General features: G+C 56.4%; 22 protein-coding genes. 4 read left to right on the forward strand and 18 right to left on the reverse strand.

The features are described 5' to 3' along the window. Nucleotides 1-91 precede the first annotated feature (91 nt). Nucleotides 92-379 carry a post-transcriptional regulator gene (locus BRO54_RS00485; protein ID WP_013524218.1) on the reverse strand — a complete coding sequence of 96 codons (288 nt, stop codon included), beginning with the start codon at nt 377-379 and terminating at the stop codon, nt 92-94. 111 nt (nt 380-490) lie between these two features. Between BRO54_RS00485 and spoVB the strand changes: the two genes are divergently transcribed. Next, a complete protein-coding gene (gene spoVB / locus BRO54_RS00490; protein ID WP_033025909.1) occupies nt 491-2,053 on the forward strand; it encodes a stage V sporulation protein B in 1,563 nt (520 codons plus the stop codon). 66 nt (nt 2,054-2,119) lie between these two features. After that, nucleotides 2,120-2,503 carry a TIGR04086 family membrane protein gene (locus BRO54_RS00495; RefSeq protein ID WP_074042772.1) on the forward strand — a complete coding sequence of 128 codons (384 nt, stop codon included), beginning with the start codon at nt 2,120-2,122 and terminating at the stop codon, nt 2,501-2,503. A gap of 149 nt (nt 2,504-2,652) precedes the next feature. Here BRO54_RS00495 and yajC read toward each other — a convergent pair whose 3' ends face one another. From yajC to nadB, 15 genes are all read right to left on the reverse strand, one after another. After that, nucleotides 2,653-2,925: a preprotein translocase subunit YajC gene (yajC, locus tag BRO54_RS00500; protein WP_066228708.1), complete on the reverse strand. Its 273-nt coding sequence runs from the start codon at nt 2,923-2,925 to the stop codon at nt 2,653-2,655. A 23-nt stretch (nt 2,926-2,948) separates the two neighbouring features. Further along, entirely contained in the window at nt 2,949-4,091 is a 1,143-nt protein-coding gene (gene tgt / locus BRO54_RS00505; protein ID WP_074042773.1) for a tRNA guanosine(34) transglycosylase Tgt, read from the reverse strand. A gap of 17 nt (nt 4,092-4,108) precedes the next feature. Further along, entirely contained in the window at nt 4,109-5,137 is a 1,029-nt protein-coding gene (gene queA / locus BRO54_RS00510) for a tRNA preQ1(34) S-adenosylmethionine ribosyltransferase-isomerase QueA (RefSeq protein WP_074042774.1), read from the reverse strand. Nucleotides 5,138-5,152: 15 nt separating this feature from the next. Continuing rightward, on the reverse strand, nt 5,153-5,359 hold the full coding sequence (locus tag BRO54_RS00515; protein ID WP_031408043.1) for a DUF2905 domain-containing protein: 207 nt from the start codon (nt 5,357-5,359) through the stop codon (nt 5,153-5,155). After that, the gene (ruvB, locus tag BRO54_RS00520) at nt 5,356-6,357 is read right to left on the reverse strand and encodes a Holliday junction branch migration DNA helicase RuvB (protein WP_074042775.1); all 1,002 of its coding nucleotides are present in this window, start codon (nt 6,355-6,357) and stop codon (nt 5,356-5,358) included. The genes BRO54_RS00515 and ruvB overlap by 4 nt, the downstream gene beginning before the upstream one ends. A gap of 25 nt (nt 6,358-6,382) precedes the next feature. Then, complete coding sequence (ruvA, locus tag BRO54_RS00525) at nt 6,383-6,967, reverse strand: Holliday junction branch migration protein RuvA (RefSeq protein ID WP_074042776.1); 585 nt, start codon at nt 6,965-6,967, stop codon at nt 6,383-6,385. Nucleotides 6,968-7,070: 103 nt separating this feature from the next. Beyond that, a complete protein-coding gene (locus BRO54_RS00530; RefSeq protein ID WP_074042777.1) occupies nt 7,071-7,547 on the reverse strand; it encodes an intercompartmental signaling factor BofC in 477 nt (158 codons plus the stop codon). Between the two features lie 225 nt (nt 7,548-7,772). Continuing rightward, the gene (locus tag BRO54_RS00535; protein WP_014196414.1) at nt 7,773-8,513 is read right to left on the reverse strand and encodes a YebC/PmpR family DNA-binding transcriptional regulator; all 741 of its coding nucleotides are present in this window, start codon (nt 8,511-8,513) and stop codon (nt 7,773-7,775) included. A gap of 140 nt (nt 8,514-8,653) precedes the next feature. Then, complete coding sequence (locus tag BRO54_RS00540) at nt 8,654-9,388, reverse strand: YhcN/YlaJ family sporulation lipoprotein (RefSeq protein ID WP_074042778.1); 735 nt, start codon at nt 9,386-9,388, stop codon at nt 8,654-8,656. Nucleotides 9,389-9,503: 115 nt separating this feature from the next. Then, the gene (nadE, locus tag BRO54_RS00545; protein WP_074042779.1) at nt 9,504-10,244 is read right to left on the reverse strand and encodes an NAD(+) synthase; all 741 of its coding nucleotides are present in this window, start codon (nt 10,242-10,244) and stop codon (nt 9,504-9,506) included. A gap of 34 nt (nt 10,245-10,278) precedes the next feature. Further along, nucleotides 10,279-11,223: a phosphotransferase gene (locus BRO54_RS00550; protein WP_074042780.1), complete on the reverse strand. Its 945-nt coding sequence runs from the start codon at nt 11,221-11,223 to the stop codon at nt 10,279-10,281. Next, the gene (gene safA, locus BRO54_RS00555) at nt 11,207-12,775 is read right to left on the reverse strand and encodes a SafA/ExsA family spore coat assembly protein (protein ID WP_074042781.1); all 1,569 of its coding nucleotides are present in this window, start codon (nt 12,773-12,775) and stop codon (nt 11,207-11,209) included. The genes BRO54_RS00550 and safA overlap by 17 nt, the downstream gene beginning before the upstream one ends. A 158-nt stretch (nt 12,776-12,933) precedes the next feature. Further along, the gene (gene nadA / locus BRO54_RS00560) at nt 12,934-14,037 is read right to left on the reverse strand and encodes a quinolinate synthase NadA (protein WP_074042782.1); all 1,104 of its coding nucleotides are present in this window, start codon (nt 14,035-14,037) and stop codon (nt 12,934-12,936) included. A 14-nt stretch (nt 14,038-14,051) separates the two neighbouring features. Beyond that, nucleotides 14,052-14,882 carry a carboxylating nicotinate-nucleotide diphosphorylase gene (gene nadC / locus BRO54_RS00565; RefSeq protein WP_013524231.1) on the reverse strand — a complete coding sequence of 277 codons (831 nt, stop codon included), beginning with the start codon at nt 14,880-14,882 and terminating at the stop codon, nt 14,052-14,054. A 28-nt stretch (nt 14,883-14,910) separates the two neighbouring features. Then, on the reverse strand, nt 14,911-16,503 hold the full coding sequence (gene nadB, locus BRO54_RS00570; protein ID WP_176202372.1) for an L-aspartate oxidase: 1,593 nt from the start codon (nt 16,501-16,503) through the stop codon (nt 14,911-14,913). A gap of 69 nt (nt 16,504-16,572) precedes the next feature. On the opposite strand from nadB, the gene BRO54_RS00575 reads away from it, so the two are divergent. Continuing rightward, complete coding sequence (locus tag BRO54_RS00575) at nt 16,573-17,697, forward strand: IscS subfamily cysteine desulfurase (RefSeq protein WP_074042784.1); 1,125 nt, start codon at nt 16,573-16,575, stop codon at nt 17,695-17,697. Nucleotides 17,698-17,712: 15 nt separating this feature from the next. Continuing rightward, the gene (locus tag BRO54_RS00580; RefSeq protein WP_074042785.1) at nt 17,713-18,252 is read left to right on the forward strand and encodes a transcription repressor NadR; all 540 of its coding nucleotides are present in this window, start codon (nt 17,713-17,715) and stop codon (nt 18,250-18,252) included. Nucleotides 18,253-18,359: 107 nt separating this feature from the next. Here BRO54_RS00580 and pheA read toward each other — a convergent pair whose 3' ends face one another. Beyond that, a complete protein-coding gene (pheA, locus tag BRO54_RS00585) occupies nt 18,360-19,208 on the reverse strand; it encodes a prephenate dehydratase (RefSeq protein ID WP_074042786.1) in 849 nt (282 codons plus the stop codon). 21 nt (nt 19,209-19,229) lie between these two features. After that, complete coding sequence (locus BRO54_RS00590) at nt 19,230-19,673, reverse strand: ACT domain-containing protein (RefSeq protein WP_011232081.1); 444 nt, start codon at nt 19,671-19,673, stop codon at nt 19,230-19,232. Nucleotides 19,674-19,684: the final 11 nt, after the last annotated feature.

The following is a 19,684-nucleotide window of genomic DNA, read 5'->3' on the forward strand; positions in this document are numbered from 1 at the left end:
ACTTGCCTCGGCGCCGTCCGCCGCAGCGCCAAGCAAAACATTGGCCTCGCCTTCCATTATGAAACAGCAGCCGGCAAGTGTCAATTTTCCACTATAACAATTCCTTTAAAACCCGCTCCAACTCATCATCGCCGGCCGCCTGCTGCTTATACGAACGCATCGTCAAAAACATCATATACTCGCTCGGCGAAAGAGAGAAAATGTCGCTGACCAACTCATGCAGTTTTTTTTCCGCCGGCCGATGCTTCCACTTGCGGGAACATAAACATTCCCACAGCCCGTCCATCGTCACTTGCGTATAGCCGAGAAGACGAAACTCATCGCACTTCGACTCGAGCGCCGGCATGAGCTGTTCGCGCAGCTTCCGGTTTTCATCCATCCCCCATACCCCCTTGTATCCATTGCCGCCTGCCAATCTTGTCATGCTTGGCCATGGGCCTTGCATATATTGTATAAAAGACGGAGGCATTTGAGAAGGCAGGGGGAGAAAATGTCTAAATTTTTACAAGGTACGGTCATTTTAATCGCCGCTGGCTTTATTACAAAAATTCTCGGCTTCATCAACCGAATTGTCGTCGCCCGCATGATCGGCGATGAAGGAGTCGGGCTGTACATGATGGCCGTGCCGACGCTCGTTTTAGCGATTACCGCGACGCAGATCGGGCTGCCGGTCGCCATTTCCAAACTCGTCGCCGAAGCAGAGGCGGCCGGCGACCGGCAGCGGGTGAAACAAATTCTCGTCGTGTCGCTGGCCACCACCGGCGCGCTAAGCATCGTGCTTCTGCCGGCGTTGATCGCTGCTGCGCCATGGCTCTCCCGGACGATGTTCACCGACCCGCGCACGTACTATCCGCTTCTTGCCATCGCTCCAATTGTGCCGATCGTCGCCATCTCTTCGGTGCTGCGCGGCTACTTTCAAGGACGCCAGCAAATGAAACCGTACGCCTACTCGCTCTTGATGGAACAAATCGTCCGCATCAGCTTGATCGCTTTATGCACACAGCCGCTTTTGCCGTACGGCGTCGAGTATGCCGCCGCCGGCGCCATGGCGTCTTCCGTTCTCGGCGAGCTGGCAGCATTATTGTATTTGCTGTTTTTATTTAAGGTTAAAAAATCGATTCGCCTGCGGACAAAGTTTTTTCACTACGTCCAAGCCGGCAAAGAGACGTTCGTCCGCCTCATGCGCATTGCCTTGCCGACGACCGGCGGCCGTTTGATCGGCTCGCTTTCTTGGTTTTTTGAGCCAATCGTCGTCGCCAACAGCTTGGCATTGGCCGGCATCGCCGCCTCCACTGCCACAAGGCAATACGGACAGCTTGTCGGCTACGCGCTGCCGTTGTTGACGTTGCCGTCGTTTATTACGTACGCGCTTTCGACCGCCCTGGTGCCGGCCATCAGCGAAGCAATGGCGCAACGCAAGCTGCTTTTGGTCGAATACCGGATCGCCCAGGCGATGCGCTTGTCGCTTGTCACCGGCGGCCTTTCCACCGTCGTTCTTTACTTGTTCGCCGAGCCGCTCATGCGCTGGATGTACGGCACAAGTGAAGCCGCGATCTTTATTCAAGTGATGGCGCCGTTTTTCTTATTGTATTATTTCCAAGGCCCGCTGCAGGCGGTCTTGCAAGGACTGGACTTGGCGAACGCCGCCATGACGAACAGCTTGATCGGAGCAGTGGTGAAGCTCGTGTGCATCTTCGTCCTTGCTTCCCGTCCAAGTTTGGGCATTATGGGCGCGGCGCTGGCGACTGCAGTCAGCACCGTTCTTGTGACGTTGCTTCACTTTGCCACGGTCGTCAAGGTGGTGTCTTTTTCCATCGATGCGCGCGAGTACATCAAAGCGCTTGGCGCCATCATCGCTGCGGGCGCAATCGGCTATGCGCTCTCCCGCCATCCGCTTTTGGCGGTGCCCGCACCGCTTTGGACGCTGCTTGCCATGGCCGCGACAGCCGCCCTATATGCCGCCTGCCTCGTTCTGTTCCGGCTCATCCGGCGCGAAGAGCTCGTCTACCTTCCGGGGCTGCACTGGCTGGCCGGCAAAAACAAGCGAAAATAAACGTCTAAACCTGTCCGGCGGTGAATATATTGTGGTAAAAAGCGTTTGGGCCAAGGAGGGATCGCGGTGTCACGGCTTGGCAGCGCACTGGTGTATGGAATCGCCACAGTTTTTGTGTTGGCGGCGCTCGTCAGCTTCATTTTTTCGTTGTTGCTCAAATGGACGGACATTCACGAATCGTCGCTCACCTGGATCGTGTTTGCCGCCTCGGTTGTCTCGCTGTTTATCGGCGGCGTTGTCGCCGGCGGAAAAAGCCAAGAAAAAGGATGGCTCGCCGGCGGGCTGACCGGCCTCTTATTTACGGCGATCATCTTTTTGTTTCAATTTCTTGGCATGGAAAAATCGTTTACCGTCGAACAATGGCTGTACCACCTTGCCTTTTTCGCCGCTGCTTCCTTAGGCGGCATCGTCGGCGTCAACTTGTCGCCGGCGCGCCGTGAGCGGGCGTAGACGGCAAGTCAGCAAAAGAGGGTGTCCCAAAAGGATCGGGACACCCTTTCTGATTATCGTATCACAATCTCTAAGATATGTTTTTTTAGAAAACACAACCTTTTGAGATAGCCTCTTTTTTGCTTCAGGCGCCACCGGCCGCGCTTTCGCTACGCCTTGCTTTCCGCCACCACTTCTCTCACCGCGGAGCGGTCGAACGTCAGACGCGTGCCATCGCCGGCGCGAACGATGATTTTGTCCTCATCGACCGAGTCGATGATGCCGTGCAATCCGCCGATCGTGATGATTTTATCGCCTTTTTTCAAATTCGCCTGCATTTGCTGGATGGCGCGTTGCCGCTTTTGCTGCGGACGAATGAGCAAAAAGTAGAAAATAATGAAAAACAGCACGATCGGCAGCAAGTTGGCGATCGTTGCGTTCATGCAATCCCCCTCCTTTCCGGCCGTCAAAAGTTTTTTGCATTCGGTTTATTGAAGCCGTAGCGTTCGAAAAATTCCTCGCGGAAATCGGCGAGCCGATCTTCGCGGATCGCTTGTCTCACCTGCTCCATCAATTTTATCAAAAAATAGACATTATGGTAAGACGTGAGCCGGATGCCAAATGTTTCATCGCATTTGATGAGATGGCGGATGTACGCGCGCGTATAGTTCCGGCACGTGTAGCAGTCGCAGTGCGGGTCCAGCGGCGAGAAGTCGCGGGCGTACTGGGCGTTTTTGATCACCACCCGCCCTTCGCTCGTCATCACCGTCCCGTTGCGGCCGATGCGCGTCGGCAAAACGCAGTCAAACATGTCGATGCCGCGGATCGCCCCGTCGATGAGCGAATCCGGCGAACCGACGCCCATTAAATAGCGGGGCTTGTCCGCCGGCAGAAGCGGCGTCGTAAACTCAAGCACCCGGTTCATGACCTCTTTCGGCTCGCCGACCGACAACCCGCCGACCGCATAGCCCGGGAAATCGAGCGACACTAAATCGCGGGCGCTCTGCCGGCGCAACTCCTCATACTCGCCGCCTTGGACGATGCCAAACAGCCCTTGCTCATTCGGGCGGCGGTGCGCCTTCAAGCAGCGCTCCGCCCAACGGCTCGTCCGCTCGATGGACTGTTTCATGTATTCATACGTCGCCGGATACGGCGGGCACTCATCAAACGCCATGATGATGTCGGCGCCAAGCGCATTTTGAATTTCGACTGCTTTTTCCGGCGATAAAAACAGCTTGTCGCCGTTTAAATGGTTGCGGAAATAGACGCCTTCTTCCTCGATGCGGCGGAATTCGCTGAGGCTGAACACCTGGAAGCCGCCGGAATCAGTCAAAATGCCGCGATCCCAGTTCATAAACGCATGCAACCCGCCCGCTTCCGCGACAATGTCATGCCCCGGGCGCAGCCAAAGATGATAGGTGTTGCTTAAAATGACGCCGGCCCCCATTTCCTTCAGCTCTTCCGGCGACAGCGTCTTGACCGTGGCGAGCGTCCCGACCGGCATAAACATCGGCGTTTCAAACGAGCCGTGCGGCGTATGGAGGATGCCGAGGCGCGCGCCCGTCTGCCGGCACGTTTTGATCAGTTCAAAGCGAATCGGTGTCGTCAACGTGCTCGTCTCCTTTCTCAAATGATGAGCATCGCATCACCGAAGCTGAAAAAGCGGTATCGCTCTTTGACCGCCACTTCATACGCGTGCAAAATATTTTCGCGCCCGGCGAGCGCACTCACGAGCATGATGAGCGTCGATTTCGGCAGGTGGAAGTTCGTCACCAGCCCATCAATCCCTTTGAACTCATAGCCTGGATAGATGAAAATGTCGGTCCAGCCGCTTTCCGCGACAAACCGGCCGTTATGTTTGCCGGCGATCGTCTCGAGCGTCCGTGTCGACGTCGTGCCGACGGCGATGATGCGACCGCCCTGCTCCCGGACGCGGTTTAATGTCTCGGCCGTTTCCTCGCTCATTTGATAAAATTCGGCGTGCATATCGTGCTTCTCGACTTCGTCCACTTGCACCGGCCGAAACGTGCCAAGCCCGACATGAAGGGTGATGAAGACGATATGCACCCCTTTTTCGCGAATGGCGTCAAGCAGCTCTTCGGTGAAATGCAAACCGGCGGTTGGCGCCGCTGCCGAGCCGATTTCGCGGGCGTAAACGGTCTGGTATCGTTCCGGGTCGTCAAGCTTTTCTTTAATGTACGGGGGCAGCGGCATCTCCCCAAGTTCGGCCAATACTTCATAAAACAGGCCGTCATACGAAAACTCAAGCACTCGCCCGCCGTGTTCCAGCGTATCGAGGCAGACGGCTTGCAGTTTCCCCTCGCCAAAAGTGAGTTTCGTTCCTGGCTTGACTCGTTTTCCCGGCTTGACGAGCGTCTCCCAACGGTCGCCGTCCAATTGCTTTAACAGCAGCACTTCGACCGTTCCGCCCGTTTCCGCTTTTTCGCCGTAAAGCCGCGCCGGCATGACGCGCGTATCGTTTAAAACGAGGCAGTCGCCTGGATTCAAGTACGAAATAATGTTGCGAAACGTTTCATGGCGAATGGCGCCCGTTCGTTTATCGAGCACCATGAGCCTTGATGCCGCCCGGTCTGGAAGCGGCGTTTGCGCAATCAACTCTTCCGGCAAATGAAAATCAAACAAATCGACTTTCATGCAGTTCTCCTTCCTTCAGCGAAATCGTCCGAGCACGTAAAAAATCAACGATAACACAACGCTCAGCAAGATGGATGTCACGATGGGAAAGTAAAACGTCATATTCCCTTTGCGGATGACGATATCCCCCGGCAAGCGGCCGAGTTTGACAAATTGCATGACAAACCCGACAATGATGAGCACAACGCCGATCGTCATGATCAACTTTGGCAAGCTGTTCACCGCTTCGGAACCTCCATTCCTAAATGGGTGTACGCCGCCGGCGTGACGACGCGCCCGCGCGGCGTACGCTGCAAGAGACCGATCTGCATCAAGTACGGCTCATACACTTCCTCAATCGTTTGCGCTTCTTCGCCGATGACGGCCGCCAGCGTTTCGAGCCCGACCGGGCCGCCGGCAAATTTTTCAATCATCGCTGAAAGCAGCTTATGGTCGATTTGGTCGAGCCCGAGCCGGTCGACTTGCAGCCGCTCGAGCGCCTCGACAGCAAGCGGCAGCGTAATTCCCCCATCTCCGCGCACTTGCGCGAAATCGCGGACGCGCCGCAGCAAACGGTTGGCGATGCGCGGCGTGCCGCGCGCCCGACGGGCAAGCTCAAGCGCCGCTTCGCGCTCGATACCGATTTGCAAGATGGCCGCCGCCCGCTCAATGATTTGGGCGAGTTGGTCGACGTGATAGTATTCGAGCCGGCTGATGACACCAAACCGGTCGCGAAGCGGCGCCGACAGCGCCCCGGCTCTCGTCGTCGCCCCGACGAGCGTAAATGGCGGCAAGTCGAGGCGAAGCGTGCGCGCATCCGGCCCTTTGCCAATCGCGATATCTAAGCAATAATCTTCCATCGCCGGATAGAGCACCTCTTCCACCGCCCGCGGCAGCCGGTGGATCTCATCAATAAAGAGCACATCCCCCGGCTCAAGCGAAGTGAGAAGCGCCGCCAAATCTCCCGGCCGCTCGAGCGCCGGTCCAGATGTCGCTCGCAGCTTGACGCCCATTTCATTGGCGATGATCACGGCGAGCGTCGTTTTCCCAAGCCCCGGCGGTCCGTACAGCAACACATGGTCGAGCGTCTCTTCGCGGAGCTTGGCCGCTTCAATGAACACTTTTAAGTTTTCTTTGATCTTATCTTGCCCGATATATTCATGCAAATATTGCGGGCGCAAACTCGGTTCAAGCGCAGTCTCTTCCCCTAAGACCTCCCCGGATACAAGCCGTTCCTCCACCGTCATTCCTCCCTTTGGCCGCTGTTTATCCCAAAAGCAGCGCCAGCGCCCGCTTCACATACTGTTCCGTCGACATCGCTTCTTCGCGGAGCGCCGGAATGATTTTCTCGATCTCCCGTTCAGCGTAGCCGAGCGCCTTGAGCGCCGCCACCGCCTCGACGAGCGCACCGGAAAGCGGTGCGGCCGAACGTGCAGCCGCCGGCGCCGCAAGCGCCCCGAGCTTCCCTTTTAAATCCAAAATCATTTGCCGGGCCGTCTTTTTGCCCACGCCTGGAAACTTGCATAAAAACGCCTCGTTTTCTTCCTCGATGGCCCGCGCCAGTTCATCCGGACGCCCGGCCGCCAAAATGGCGAGGCCGCCTTTCGGCCCGATGCCCGACACTTGCAGCAGCTTGGCGAACAAGTTGCGCTCCTCGCGCGTTGGGAACCCGTACAAGGCGTGCACACCTTCGCGCACATATTCGTATGTATAGACGGTCACCGCCGCCTCGCGGCTTTCCTGAAACGCAAACGGGTTCGGCGTAAAGATCTCGTAGCCGATGCCGTTATGGTCGATGACGATATATTCCGGGCAGACGTAATCGACATACCCACGGATAAACTCGATCAATGGATGCTCCTCTCCTTTTTTCGTCCTTTCATTGTATCATATGATTTCATTATAGCAAAAAGAAATCCCGCGATGCGTTTTGCACCACGGGCTTTCGCTTGGTTTATTGGACGACCGCAAAATGGCGGTACATTTCGATCACTTGTTCATACCGCTCTTTCGAGAGGACGCGAATTCCTTTCTTCAGCTTTTCTTGCTGGCGGCTTTCGAGCTTTTGCACGTCGATTTGGAAAAACGACTGGATGATTTCGCTCGACCGGCCCGGTTTGCCGTTGAAAATAGACAACGTGCCATCGTCCGTAATTCCGAAGTAGCCGTTTGTTTTTAACAACGGCGAAATGTCGTTGATTGTTTTGCGAAACACGATCGTCTGGTCATCGAGCGTCACGAGTTGCCAATCGCGATATTTTTCCCATATTTCTGTCATCGAATCGACGGTTTCGGTGACTTTCTCTTCGCTCATCTCTCCGTCCAAGTATTGCCGCTCAAGCACAATCGTCATCTTGACCGGTGCGGCGGAGGCCGAATGAACCGGCAACACGATGGCGGCGATCCACAGTATGAGGGAAAGAATTCGCATCGTTTGTTCCTCTCTTCTCGGATGATGGTTCCTTTACACCACTAGTTTCACCAGCGGACGCCATTTTATTCCTGATCCATCAGCTTTTTTGCCAAGCAAGCTGCCGCCGATCCAAAAAGTGGGGCGGGGATTCGAGCCAACGGCGCTCGATCATCATATTCGATTATGTTCCATGGTCTTCGAACGTATGTACAAAAAATCCGCCGGCTTCGCCGACGGACGTCGCTACTCCTCAAGCACCGATTCGTCCAAATTATGGTACACTTCTTGGACGTCATCATCATCTTCAAGCGTATCGATCAACTTCAGCATTTTTTTCAAATCGTCGCCCTCAAGCGTCGTATACGTTTGCGGAATCATCGTAATTTCCGCGCTGGCAAACGTGAATCCTTGCTGTTCCAGCTCGTCTTTCACCGTTTCAAACGATTCGGGCGCTGTATAAATTTCGAACGATTCGTCCGTTGTTTCCATCTCCTCGGCACCCGCTTCAATGGCCAACAGCAGCAATTCATCCTCATCAACGTTGTGCTGTTCGCGGTCAATCACGAGCAGCCCTTTGCGCTCGAACAAATAGGAGACGCAGCCCGTTTCCCCTAAATTGCCGCCGTTTTTCGAAAACGCCGCGCGCACGTTGGCGGCGGTGCGGTTTTTATTATCCGTCAGGCAAACGACCATGACGGCAACGCCGCCTGGTCCATATCCTTCGTAGCGAATTTCCTCATAGTTGGTATGCTCTTGGGTTCCAGTTGCTTTTTTAATCGCCCGTTCAATGTTTTCGCTCGGCATGTTGGCCGCTTTCGCCTTCTCAATGACAAGGCGCAGGCTCGGATTGGACGCTGGATCGCCTCCGCCACTTTTGGCGGCGACGTAAATTTCTTTCGCCAGTTTCATGAATAGTTTGCCGCGCTTCGCATCTTGGGCATTTTTCCGCCGTTGGATATTTTTCCACTTCGAATGTCCAGCCATCGACAGTTCCCCTCTCATCACAACGGAATGTTCCGACTATTACTATAGCAAAAAAAGCGGAAAATGTCAGCCGAGCCCCAGCGGGAAGCGGCAATGAAAGAAGGCGCCCCGACTTTTTTGGGACGCCTTCTTCGCCTTTGTCACCGATTGTTTTCCGGCCGTTCTTGAATCGTATCATCGATAAAAATGGTGCGTAAATCGCGGCGGATTTCTTCCATATTGATCGGAGCGCCGCGGCGAAGCGTGTTGTCAATCGTGCGGATGCGGTGGTACATGCTCGGATTCGAGGTGACGCGCACCCGCTTGCCGTCCGCGTACGGAGCGACCGCTTGCTCGACACGCTTCTCAAGCCGCTTGGGATGGCGGGCGTCTGTGGCAATCGCGATGAGCGCCTGATCGCCATACACAACCGCGCGGGCATCGTCGACTCCGTTCACCGCTGCGGCGCGGCGGGAGAGCTTCTCAGCCAAACCGCCGGCATAGCTTCGGTAGTACGACGGGTGCGGATCGACGTTTAGCGAGTGCAAATGCCCATGGTAGTTGTAGTCGCCATCGCCGAAATCAACATTGGGCGGAAGAGCCGGAACGTCCGTGTCAAACCGGGTCGCTGCTGGTCCTCCGAGGCGGCCGCCGTCCGTCAAATAATCGGTGACCGGACCGCGGCGCGCCCATATATAACGGTTGTCATAATTGAGCGCATTCGTCCCGTATCGGCCATAGCGGAAATCGTCGCCTCGCTCCGTCGAGTAAAAACCGATCGGTCTCGCCGCATCATGATAACGCTGCGCCCCTTCCTCATTCGCCCGGTAGTTGGTGCATGAGACGAGCAATCCGGCGGCCGACAGCACACCGATCCATTTGACCGCGTATCTCAATGGAAAACCCCCCTTGGTTTCCTTCGCCCAAGGCTGGCACGAAGCCAGCCTTACGTTTAGCTTGCGGCAAACGCGGGGGGTTTATCGCTGTCAGTTCACACCAATGAGGCAACGGCTAAAACTTCGGCGGCGCGATCGCCAATCGCCGTTTATGATGCGAACGTTCATGAAGCTGTTCAATAATTTTTCGATCGCGTTCCGGAATGTCTTCCCCTTTTAAATATTTATCGATCATTTCATACGTCGTGCCCATTTCGCTTTCATCCGTCTGCCCTTCCCATAATCCGGCGCTCGGCGCTTTCGCAATGATTTCTTCCGGAACGCCGAGCAGGCGGCCCATTTCGCGCACTTCGCCTTTTGTAAAGTGAATGAGCGGCACTAAATCGACCCCGCCGTCGCCGTATTTCGTAAAGTAGCCGGTATGCCACTCCGCGGCGTTGTCCGTGCCGACGACGAGATAGCCGTAATTGTTGGCGACTGCATACAACGTTGTCATGCGCAAGCGCGCCCTTGTATTTGCATCGCCAAGCCGCGCGCGCTCTTCCTTCCACTCCCCGATGGCTTTCAGCTCGGCCTCGATCGCGCCAAACAGCATTCGGTGCGCTTCGGTCAAATCGATGACCAAATGCCGGATGCCGCAGCTTTTCACCACTTTCAGCGCATCTTCCATATCTTTCGGATTGCTTTTGCACGGCATGATCAGCCCCAGCGAATCATCCGGAAAGGCGCACTTAATCAAATGGGCGACAACCGCCGAGTCGATGCCGCCGCTGATGCCGACGACCGCCCCGTTTAAGCCGGCTGATGAGACTTGGTCACGCAGCCATTGCACGAGTTTGTCAATTTTTTCTTGCATCCGTCCTCGACTCCTTTTCCAAAGATTCCATTCTTCATTGTAGCATAGCATAAAGGCGGCGGACAAACCGTTCTCTCCGCTTGCGGTCGAACACAAGGGGACGGCGGCGCGCGGCGGCTGACCGCCATTCGCGAAACACATCAGCCGGAAATAAGAGCGCATGCAAAAACCAGCGTTTTTCCAACCAACGGCGAAGCGGAGCGAAACGGGCGAGTGTTGAATATGACCAGCCGATATGCGGCAAGAGGCGATTGGCGTATTGGCAATAGTCAAGCCCGGGCGAGGCAAGGGCGGCCGCGTCATAGTCGATTAGGTAAATATGGCCTGTTGTGGTGCGCAAAAAATTATGGGAGGCGACATCACCATGAATGATGGCAGCAGAATCCGCCGTCAACTCTGGAGCATGCTCGCGGCACGTTGATAGACAGTAATCCGCCCAACGCAGCGTAAACAAAATGTCTTCTTTGTCCATGATCGTTTCAACAACGGGCAAATGTCGGCAAAACTCCTCATAGCGGCGCCGCCATTTGTCATACAGCTGCGCACGCGGCAGCCCCATCGCCTTCTGCTCACTTCTGGCAATGTTTTCCGTTGCGGTATGGTAACGTTCGAGCAAACGAAGTCCGTCGGCGGCGTCAGCCCAAGCGGCAAACGAGATTGGACGCGCTCCGGCCACATATTCCGTCAGCAGCCAATAGCATCCGCCGGCTTCAACCACTCCTCCGCGCCCGATCGGCATAGGGGCCGGCGCGGCGGAAAAACCGGCCTTCCTTAATACGGCAAGAAGCCAGGCGTGCCGCGCGGCCGCAACGGGCAAGCGATACGCCTTGGCGACAAACATTCCTTGCCGAGCGGCAACGACTAAGACATGCGGTTTCAATGCCACAACTTGTTGAATAACAAGCCGATATTGGCGGTCAAGAAGAAAAAAGAGACGGCCAGCGGCGTCTCTTTTCACTTGGTTATTGTTCCTCGCCATGCCCGCTCTCCTCATCCGGCGGTTCGCTAAACAAACGGGGGCCGGCAACCGGCGGGGCGGATGATGGCGGGTAGGATGGCGGCGCGTATCCCGCTGGACTTGTCGGATAAACGACGCCTGGCCACGGAAGCGGCGGCGCTGACTGCGGCGCATATCCGTATGGAGCCGGCAGGGCGTACCCTCCGTAGTACTGGGTCGGCGCATAGGCCGGCGCATATCCAAAAGACGGATAGCCAACGGGCGAGGGGTACGCCGCAGGCGGCGCATAAACTGGCGTTGCAACGCCGAGCGGGGGGAAAACAGTCCCCGCCGACGGGACAAACGGGTCGGCAGCCCCAGGCCCAGGAAGCGGCGGCTCTAATGATTCGCTGCTGCTTTCGCTAATGCCGGGAAACGGCGCTGAACCGCTTTCCGGACTTTCGCCGCTTTCCCCAACGGCCAGCGGCACAGGCGATGGCGGATAGGACGGCGTCATGACCGGCAGCGGCGGCACGTAAAATCCGCTCCCCGGCCAAACTGGCGGCACTGGCGTACATCCTTGGTCAGTGCCAAATATTGGGATCGTCGGCGGGGCGACAGGAACGTATGGAATGTTCGGCAGCGGCGGCGCGTCTTCGCTCTCAGCCGCCGGTTCCCCTTTCCATTCAGCTGGGCTTTCATTGTCCTCCTCTTTCATCATGTTGGGCAAAATATTGCTCGGCTTCGGCGGAATCGGCGGCACGTTGGCCAGCGATTGAGCGAACGAAAGTTGAGGAGGCGGGGCCACCGGCGGAATCGTATGCACAAGCGGCGGCACAGAGGCGCCTTTCGCTTTTGCCCCTTCTTTTGCCTCCGCTTTCGGCGTTTTTGGTGCTTCTTGTGCCGTTGCTTTTGGCGCTTTTTTCTCGACAGCCTTTGGCGTTTCGTTCATCGCCGCTTTCGGCGCCTCACCCGCCGGTGCCTTTGGCGCTTCATTGATGGGCGCATTCGGCGTTTCGTTCACCAGTACGTTCGGCGCTTCATTCACCACTGCTTTTGGTGCCGCTTTTGGCGCTTCCTTCTCGACGGCCTTTGGCGCTTCATTGATGGGCACATTTGGCGTTTCATTCACTGATACATTTGGCATTTCGTTCACCGGCACGTTTGGCGCTTCATTCACTGGCACATTCTCCGCCTTCTTCTCCGGCGCTTTCGGTGTTTCCTTTACGACTGCTTTGGGCGTTTTCTTTACCACTGCTTTCGGCGCCTCACCCGCCGGTTCGTTTACCGCTGCCTCGCCTTCCGGAGCAGGGGCGACAGCAGTGTCAAGCTCGGTATCAATGTGGAATGAGACGAACGGTTTCGCCTCCGCGTACGGGTGCTCTTTTACGTGCATTTTTTTGGGTGACACAGGCGCCTTCGTCTCTTTTTTGACCGGCACCCCTGCTGTCGGCACTTTGATTTTCATTCCAGGCATAATCATATTCGGGTCGCTCAAATGCCCATTTATTTTTTTCAATTGTTCAAAATCCACTCCATATTTTTGGGCGATGTTCCAAAGGGTGTCGCCCTTTTGGACAATATGGATTTTCACTCCGTTCCCCTCCTAAACCGAGACTGTTTACGCTCGATCGAACCGATGCTTGTTTCCCGTTATCGTCTTTCAACACAATGTATGACGATGATCGTTGATTTATGATAAAAAAATCCCTGACCGAACGAGGATCCCTCCTCGTCAAGCCAGGGAAAAAGCTAGGCAAGCGAAAGCATGCGGTCGAGCGCCTCTTTTGCCTCAAGGGCGATGTCTTTCGGAACGGTGATGCGGTTGACGATTGCTCCTTGCTCAAGCGATTCGAGCACCCAGACGAAATGCGGCAAATCAATTCGATTCATCGTTAAACACGGGCACATATATGGATTGAGAGAAACAATTTCTTTGTCTGGATGTTCGTGCTTCAGCCGGTTCACCAAATTCATTTCCGTTCCAATCGCCCACTGGGTGCCGGGTGGAGCATTGCGGATCGTTTCAATAATGTATTTTGTCGAACCGGCGTAGTCTGCTTGCTGGACGACCTCCCAGCTGCATTCCGGATGGACGATGACATGGATTCCCGGCTTCATCCGTCGAATATGCTCGATTTGTCGGACGGTGAAGTTTTCATGCACGGAGCAATGCCCTTTCCAAAGAATGACTTTCACCTTGTCGAGATCGTCCGCCCCTTGAAGCGTCTCATCGTGCGGATCCCACACCGCCATCTCGTCAAGACGGATGCCGAGCGCATAGGCCGTATTTCTCCCTAAATGCTGATCCGGCAAAAAGAAAATCCGTTCATTCCGTGAAAACGCCCAAGCCATCATCTTTTTCGCGTTCGACGAGGTGACGGTCGCTCCGCCATGGCGGCCGACAAACGCTTTAATCGCCGCGGTCGAATTGACGTACACAAGCGGCACGATCGTCTCGCCAAACCGCTCAATAAGCGCCGCCCATGCCCGCTCGACTTGAAAAATATCGGCCATATCGGCCATTGAACAGCCGGCGCGCAAGTCCGGCAAAATGACCGTTTGGTCGTCGCTCGTTAAAATATCGGCGGTTTCTGCCATAAAATGGACGCCGCAAAACACAATATATTCGGCTTCGCTGTTTTTTGCCGCGAGCTGGGCAAGCTGAAGCGAATCGCCGGTCGCATCGGCGAACTGAATGACCTCATCCTTTTGGTAGTGATGGCCCGGGATGAAAAGGCGCCGGCCGAACCGTTCTTTCACCGCGCGGGCGCGCGCTTCGAGCTCGCTTTGTTCCATCGTTTTATACCGTTCCGGCATCTCATCCAGCCGTTTCAACTGTTCAAGGACGTTCACGGTTCTCCCCTCCATTATCGCAAATTGAAACTCATATCGAGCGCCGGGGCGGAATGGGTTAAACATCCGAGCGAAATGTAGTCGACTCCGGTCGCGCCGTACGCCGCCACATTGGCGAGCGTAATTCCTCCCGACGCTTCCGTGATGATCGGCTTTGGCACAAGCCGGACAAACGCCCGCACCTCATCCGGCGTCCGGTTGTCAAACATAATGACATCCGCCCCGGCTTCGACCGCCTCGAGCACTTCGTCTTCCGTTTCGGTCTCCACCTCGATTTTCACCATATGCCCAAGCCGCTCCCGCACCGTTTTGACGGCGCGGGCGATCGATCCGCAAAAGGCGATATGGTTGTCTTTAATCATGACACCGTCGTACAAGCCAAAGCGGTGATTGTAGCCGCCGCCGCATGTGACGGCATATTTTTCAAGCATGCGCAGCCCCGGCGTCGTTTTCCGCGTGTCGCAAATGCGCGTGGAGCTATTGCCAAGCAAGTCAACGGCCTGCCGCGTCACGGTGGCAATGCCGCTTAACCGCTGCAGCAAGTTTAAAATGACGCGCTCACCGGACAACAGCGGCCCGACCGGTCCGGATGCGACGGCGATCGTTTCGCCGGCTTGGACCCGTTCGCCGTCCTGTTTCATGATGGTTACTTCGACGCGCGGATCCAGCAGCTGATAGCCCGCCGCAATAATGCCGACGCCGGCCACCACCCCGTCCGCTTTGGCCATAAACATGCCTGATGCCCGTTCATGAGCCGGAAAAATCGTCTCGCTCGTCACATCGCCGTCGCCAATATCTTCAAGAAAAAACTGTCGCAACAGTTGTTCGAGCTTCAACCGGTTCATCTTTCATACCTCCGTTTTCTTTGCCGCTTTACCTCCCAGCCCCAAGGCGGGCCCACTCTTCTTTCGTCCGCACAAGGCGCCGTCCCCGCCACTCCGGGCGTTCACGCGGAAAATCGCTCCGGTAATGGCCGCCGCGGCTTTCCGTGCGCCCAAGCGCTGATGAAGCGACAAGCCAGCCCACTAGCAGCATATATCCTGTTTCAATCTCCTCTGCCGACAATCGTTCAAGGTCGCCATCCAGCCAATCCGGCAACGAAAACTGTTCCAACCAGTCGACCGCTTTGCGAAGCCGATCGCCGTCGCGGACGATGCCGACAAACGTTGACAGCTGTTCACGAATCAACGCCCGCTCTGGCAGCCGTGGTACAATCAAACGACGCGGGCTGGATGAATCCGCTCGGTGAACCGTTTGCGGCCACGCCGCCTGACGGCGGATGGCGCAGGCCGCACGGAATCCAAAGACGATCGCTTCAAGCAACGAGTTGCTCGCGAGCCGGTTGGCGCCGTGCACACCGGTGCACGCCGCTTCCCCGACGGCGTACAAGCCCGGCACCGTCGTCTGCCCCCACTCGTTGACGACAACGCCGCCCATTAAAAAATGGGCGCCCGGCGCGACAGGAAGGCGGCCGGCTTCAAGGTCGACGCCATAGGCCTCACATAGCGCGGCGATCGTCGGAAAGCGGCGGCGAAAATGAGAAACGCGGGAAATATTCAAATAGACGCGGCCGCCGCGATCGAGTTCCGCCGCGATCGCTCGGGCGACGATGTCGCGCGGAGCGAGATCGCGAAGCGGATGGACGCCGTCCATCAGCGGCCGTCCGTCTTCCGCCTCAAGCACCGCCCCTTCGCCGCGCACCGCTTCCGAGACGAGCCCGACCGCTTTTCCGCCGGCAACGAGCATCGTCGGATGAAATTGGATAAACTCCATATCCGCCACCGCCGCACCGGCGCGGTACGCCATGGCGATGCCGTCGCCAGTCGCCGTCGGCGCGTTGGAAGTGAACGTATACAATCCGGCGCATCCACCGGTCGCCAACACGACGGCCGACGCCGGCCAAATGGACACCGAACCGTCTTCCCGCTTCGTTTTCACCCCGACGCAACGCCCCTCTTCCACAAGCAAATCAATCACCTGCTCGCCTTCTTCCATCCACACGCGTCCCTCGAGCCGCTCAAGCAAAAACGAAACGAGTGCTTTGCCCGTCTGGTCGCCTCCAGCGTGCAAAATGCGGCGGCGACTGTGTCCCCCCTCGAGCCCGAAGCAAAGTCGGCCGTCTTCATCCCGGTCAAACGCCATGCCGGCGTTGATCCATTCTTGCAGCCGCCTCGGCCCTTCGCGGACGAGCCGTTCGACCATTCGTTCATCATTATGAAAGCAGCCGGCGACCATCGTATCGCGGAAATGAGAGCGCCAATCGTCGCTCTCTGCCAGCGCCGCGGCCACCCCTCCTTGCGCCCGCCATGAATTGCTGTCGGTACGGCGCTTTTTCGTGAAAATGATCACATGTTCATGTTGCGACAAATGATCGGCGACCGTTAAAGCGGCCAGCCCGCTGCCAACAACAATGACGCCACCTTCCTTCACTCTCGGACGCCCCTTTCTTTTCACCTGTCTTGACATCTATATTTACACATATTTAAACTAATGGCAAGAGGTTTGGCGAAAAAAATGATGCAAAGGCGGGGGAATATGATTTATTTGGATTACGCGGCAACGACGCCAATGTGCCAAGAGGCGATCGCCGCTTACGCTGAAGCGGCGTCCGTTTACTTTGGCAACGAAAGCAGCCTGCATGACATCGGAACGAAAGCGAAACAACTGCTTGCCTTATGCCGGCGCGAACTCGCCGCCATGATTAACGGAGAAGCGGAAGGGATCTATTTCACAAGCGGCGGAACGGAAGCGAACATGCTCGCTATCCGTTCGCTAGCCGCCGCCTACCGGCATCAAGGAAACCACTTGATCACGACCGAAATCGAACATGCCTCTCTCCATCACTTGTTCAAACAGCTGGAAACAGAAGGATATACGGTCACGTATTTGCCCGTCGACCGATTCGGGCGCATTCGGCTTGCGGATTTGGAGCGGGCGATCACGCCGAAGACGATCCTTGCTTCCATCCAGCACGCCAACTCGGAAATCGGCACGATCCAGCCGCTTGCCGACATCGGCCGCCTCCTGCGGGCGCACGGCGTCCTTTTTCATAGCGACTGCGTGCAAACTTTTGCTAAAATACAGCTAGATGTTCAAGAGATAGGACTAGACAGCCTATCCGTTTCCGCCCATAAAGTGTACGGTCCCAAAGGGGTCGGCGCTGTGTACATCAACCCGCGTCGGCATTGGAAGCCGGTGTTTCCGGGAGCGACGCACGAATCAGGCTTTCGGCCGGGAACGGTCAACGTACCGGGTATTGCCGCCTTCATTACGGCCGCACAGCAGCTCCATCGACGAATGGCGGACGAACAGTCGCGTTTGGAACGACTGCGGAATCGGTTGCTTCACGCCATCGCCGCCAAACAGCTGCCGGTGGCGGTGGAAGGCCATCCCGATTTCCGGCTTGCCCATATTATCGGTTTGTCCGTCGCTGGGTACGAAGGGCAGTTTGTGATGCTTGAATGCAACCGCGCCGGCATCGCCATTTCCACCGGCAGCGCCTGCCAAGTCGGGCTGCAGGCGCCGTCGCGGACGATGCTCGCCGTCGGGAAAACGCCCGAAGAAGCGAAGCAATTCATCCGCGTCTCATTGGGCGCGGCCACGACCGAAGCGGAGATCGACCAGTTCGTTTCCACCCTGGAACGACTTACATCGGCATGAAAGGAGGAATGGCAGGTGAAAGAGGAAAAGAAAATTTTAGGGGAAAGGCGGCGCCAGCTCATTTTGCAATGGTTGAAAGAAAGCGAAGCGCCGCTCACGGGGGCTGAGCTGGCGGCGAAAACGAACGTCAGCCGCCAAGTGATCGTCCAAGACATTTCACTGTTAAAGGCGCGCAACGAACCGATCATCGCCACAAGCCAAGGCTATTTGTATTTAAAGCCGGTCGAACCAGCCAAAACGTACACGAGGACGGTCGCCTGCTTCCATACGCCGGAACAGACGAAAGAAGAGTTGTATTTGCTCGTGGATTGCGGCGTGACGGTCAGGGACGTCAAAATCGAGCATCCAGTCTACGGCGATTTGACCGCCTCGATCATGGTGAGCAACCGTTTGGAAGTCGACCAATTCATCGCCAAAATCGAGGCGACAAAATCGTCGTATTTGTTGCAGCTGACGGACGGAACGCATTTGCATACGCTGGAAGCCGATTCACCAGTGAAGCTTGACGCCGCTTGCCGCGCCTTGAAACAAGCCGGTTTTCTCATCGAAGCGTAAACTGGACCTGGCCGCGCATCGGCTCATTCCCTGCAGAATACTGCGCGGCGGGCCGTCTAAAAAGGGAACAAGCGGACGGCAGCAGACCGCCCGCGTTTTTGTCTGCGTCAGGCAAAATAATATGGATAGCTGCCCAACAGCTGCACCGTGCAGCCGAGCGCCTCAATTTCCGCGATCGCCCCCGGGATGAGGACGTCATCCATCGGCGCGTCGATGTCAATAATAAAAAAGTAGTTGCCAAGGCCTGTTTTGGCTGGGCGCGATTCGATTTTCGTCAAGTTGAGCCGCCGCCAGGCAAACGCTGATAACACTTGGTGGAGCGCGCCCGGCCGGTCTTGCGGAAGCATGACGACCACGGTCGTCTTGTCGCCGGCATAAAGGGGCGAATCAGGCAAAAGCGGCTCTTTGCGCCGGCTGACGACAATAAAGCGCGTATGGTTGTAATCGTAATCGTGGACGTTTTCCTGCACGATCACTAGCCCGTATTTTTCCGCCGCCAGCCGGTTGGCGATCGCCGCCGCCGGCAAGTGCGGATGCTCGCTCACAAATTTCGCGGCGGCGCTCGTTGACGTCATCGGCACTTGCTTCGCCCCTTTCAGCACCGTATGCAAAAACTTCCGGCATTGGGCAATGGCGTGCGAGTGGGAATACACTTCTTTCACTTCGCGCCAATGCGGGGTGAAATATGGGTGCACCATCAAATGTTGCTCGATCGGCACAACGATTTCGCCGATGATCGGCAACGGCTGTTCGTGAATTAAATAGTCGAGTGTCAAATTGACCGATCCTTCCAAGGCGTTCTCGAGCGGCACCACGGCCGCTTCAATCTCTCCGGCCGCCGCGGCGTCAATGCAATCGGGAATCGTGTCGTACGGCTCCCGCGGCTGCGACGGAAAAAGGAGAGCAGCCGCCGCTTCGGTGAACGTCGCCTTCGGTCCTAAATAACCGATTTTCATCTCGTTTGCCTCTCCCTTTCTTTAATACACTCCCGAACCGACAATTTCAACTTTTTCGACAAATTCAAGCTGTTTGAGCTTAGCGAGGAGCTCATCAATCTCCTCGTTCATATCGTTCGTGCTGACCGACAGCGTCACGTTCGCCCTCCCTTGAAGCGGAATCGTTTGATGGATGGTCAGCACGTTGCAGCCGGCCGCCGCCACAACGCCAAGCAGCTGTGACAACGTTCCGGAGCGGTCTTCTAAATGGAAAAAGAGCGTGACGATGTTTTCTTTCGTCACCGCTTGGAACGGAAAAATGGCATCGCGGTATTTGTAAAACACACCGCGGCTGATGTTGGCGAGCTGCGCCGCCTCGGCGACCGAGGCGGCTTTTTTCCGCTCAAGCAGCTGTTTAGCGAGCACGACTTTTTTCATCGCTTCCGGCAGGACGTCTTCGCGCACCAAATAAAATTTTTTCTCCACCGCACCTTCCC

The organism is Geobacillus proteiniphilus, from assembly GCF_001908025.1.
GTDB lineage: Bacteria > Bacillota > Bacilli > Bacillales > Anoxybacillaceae > Geobacillus > Geobacillus proteiniphilus.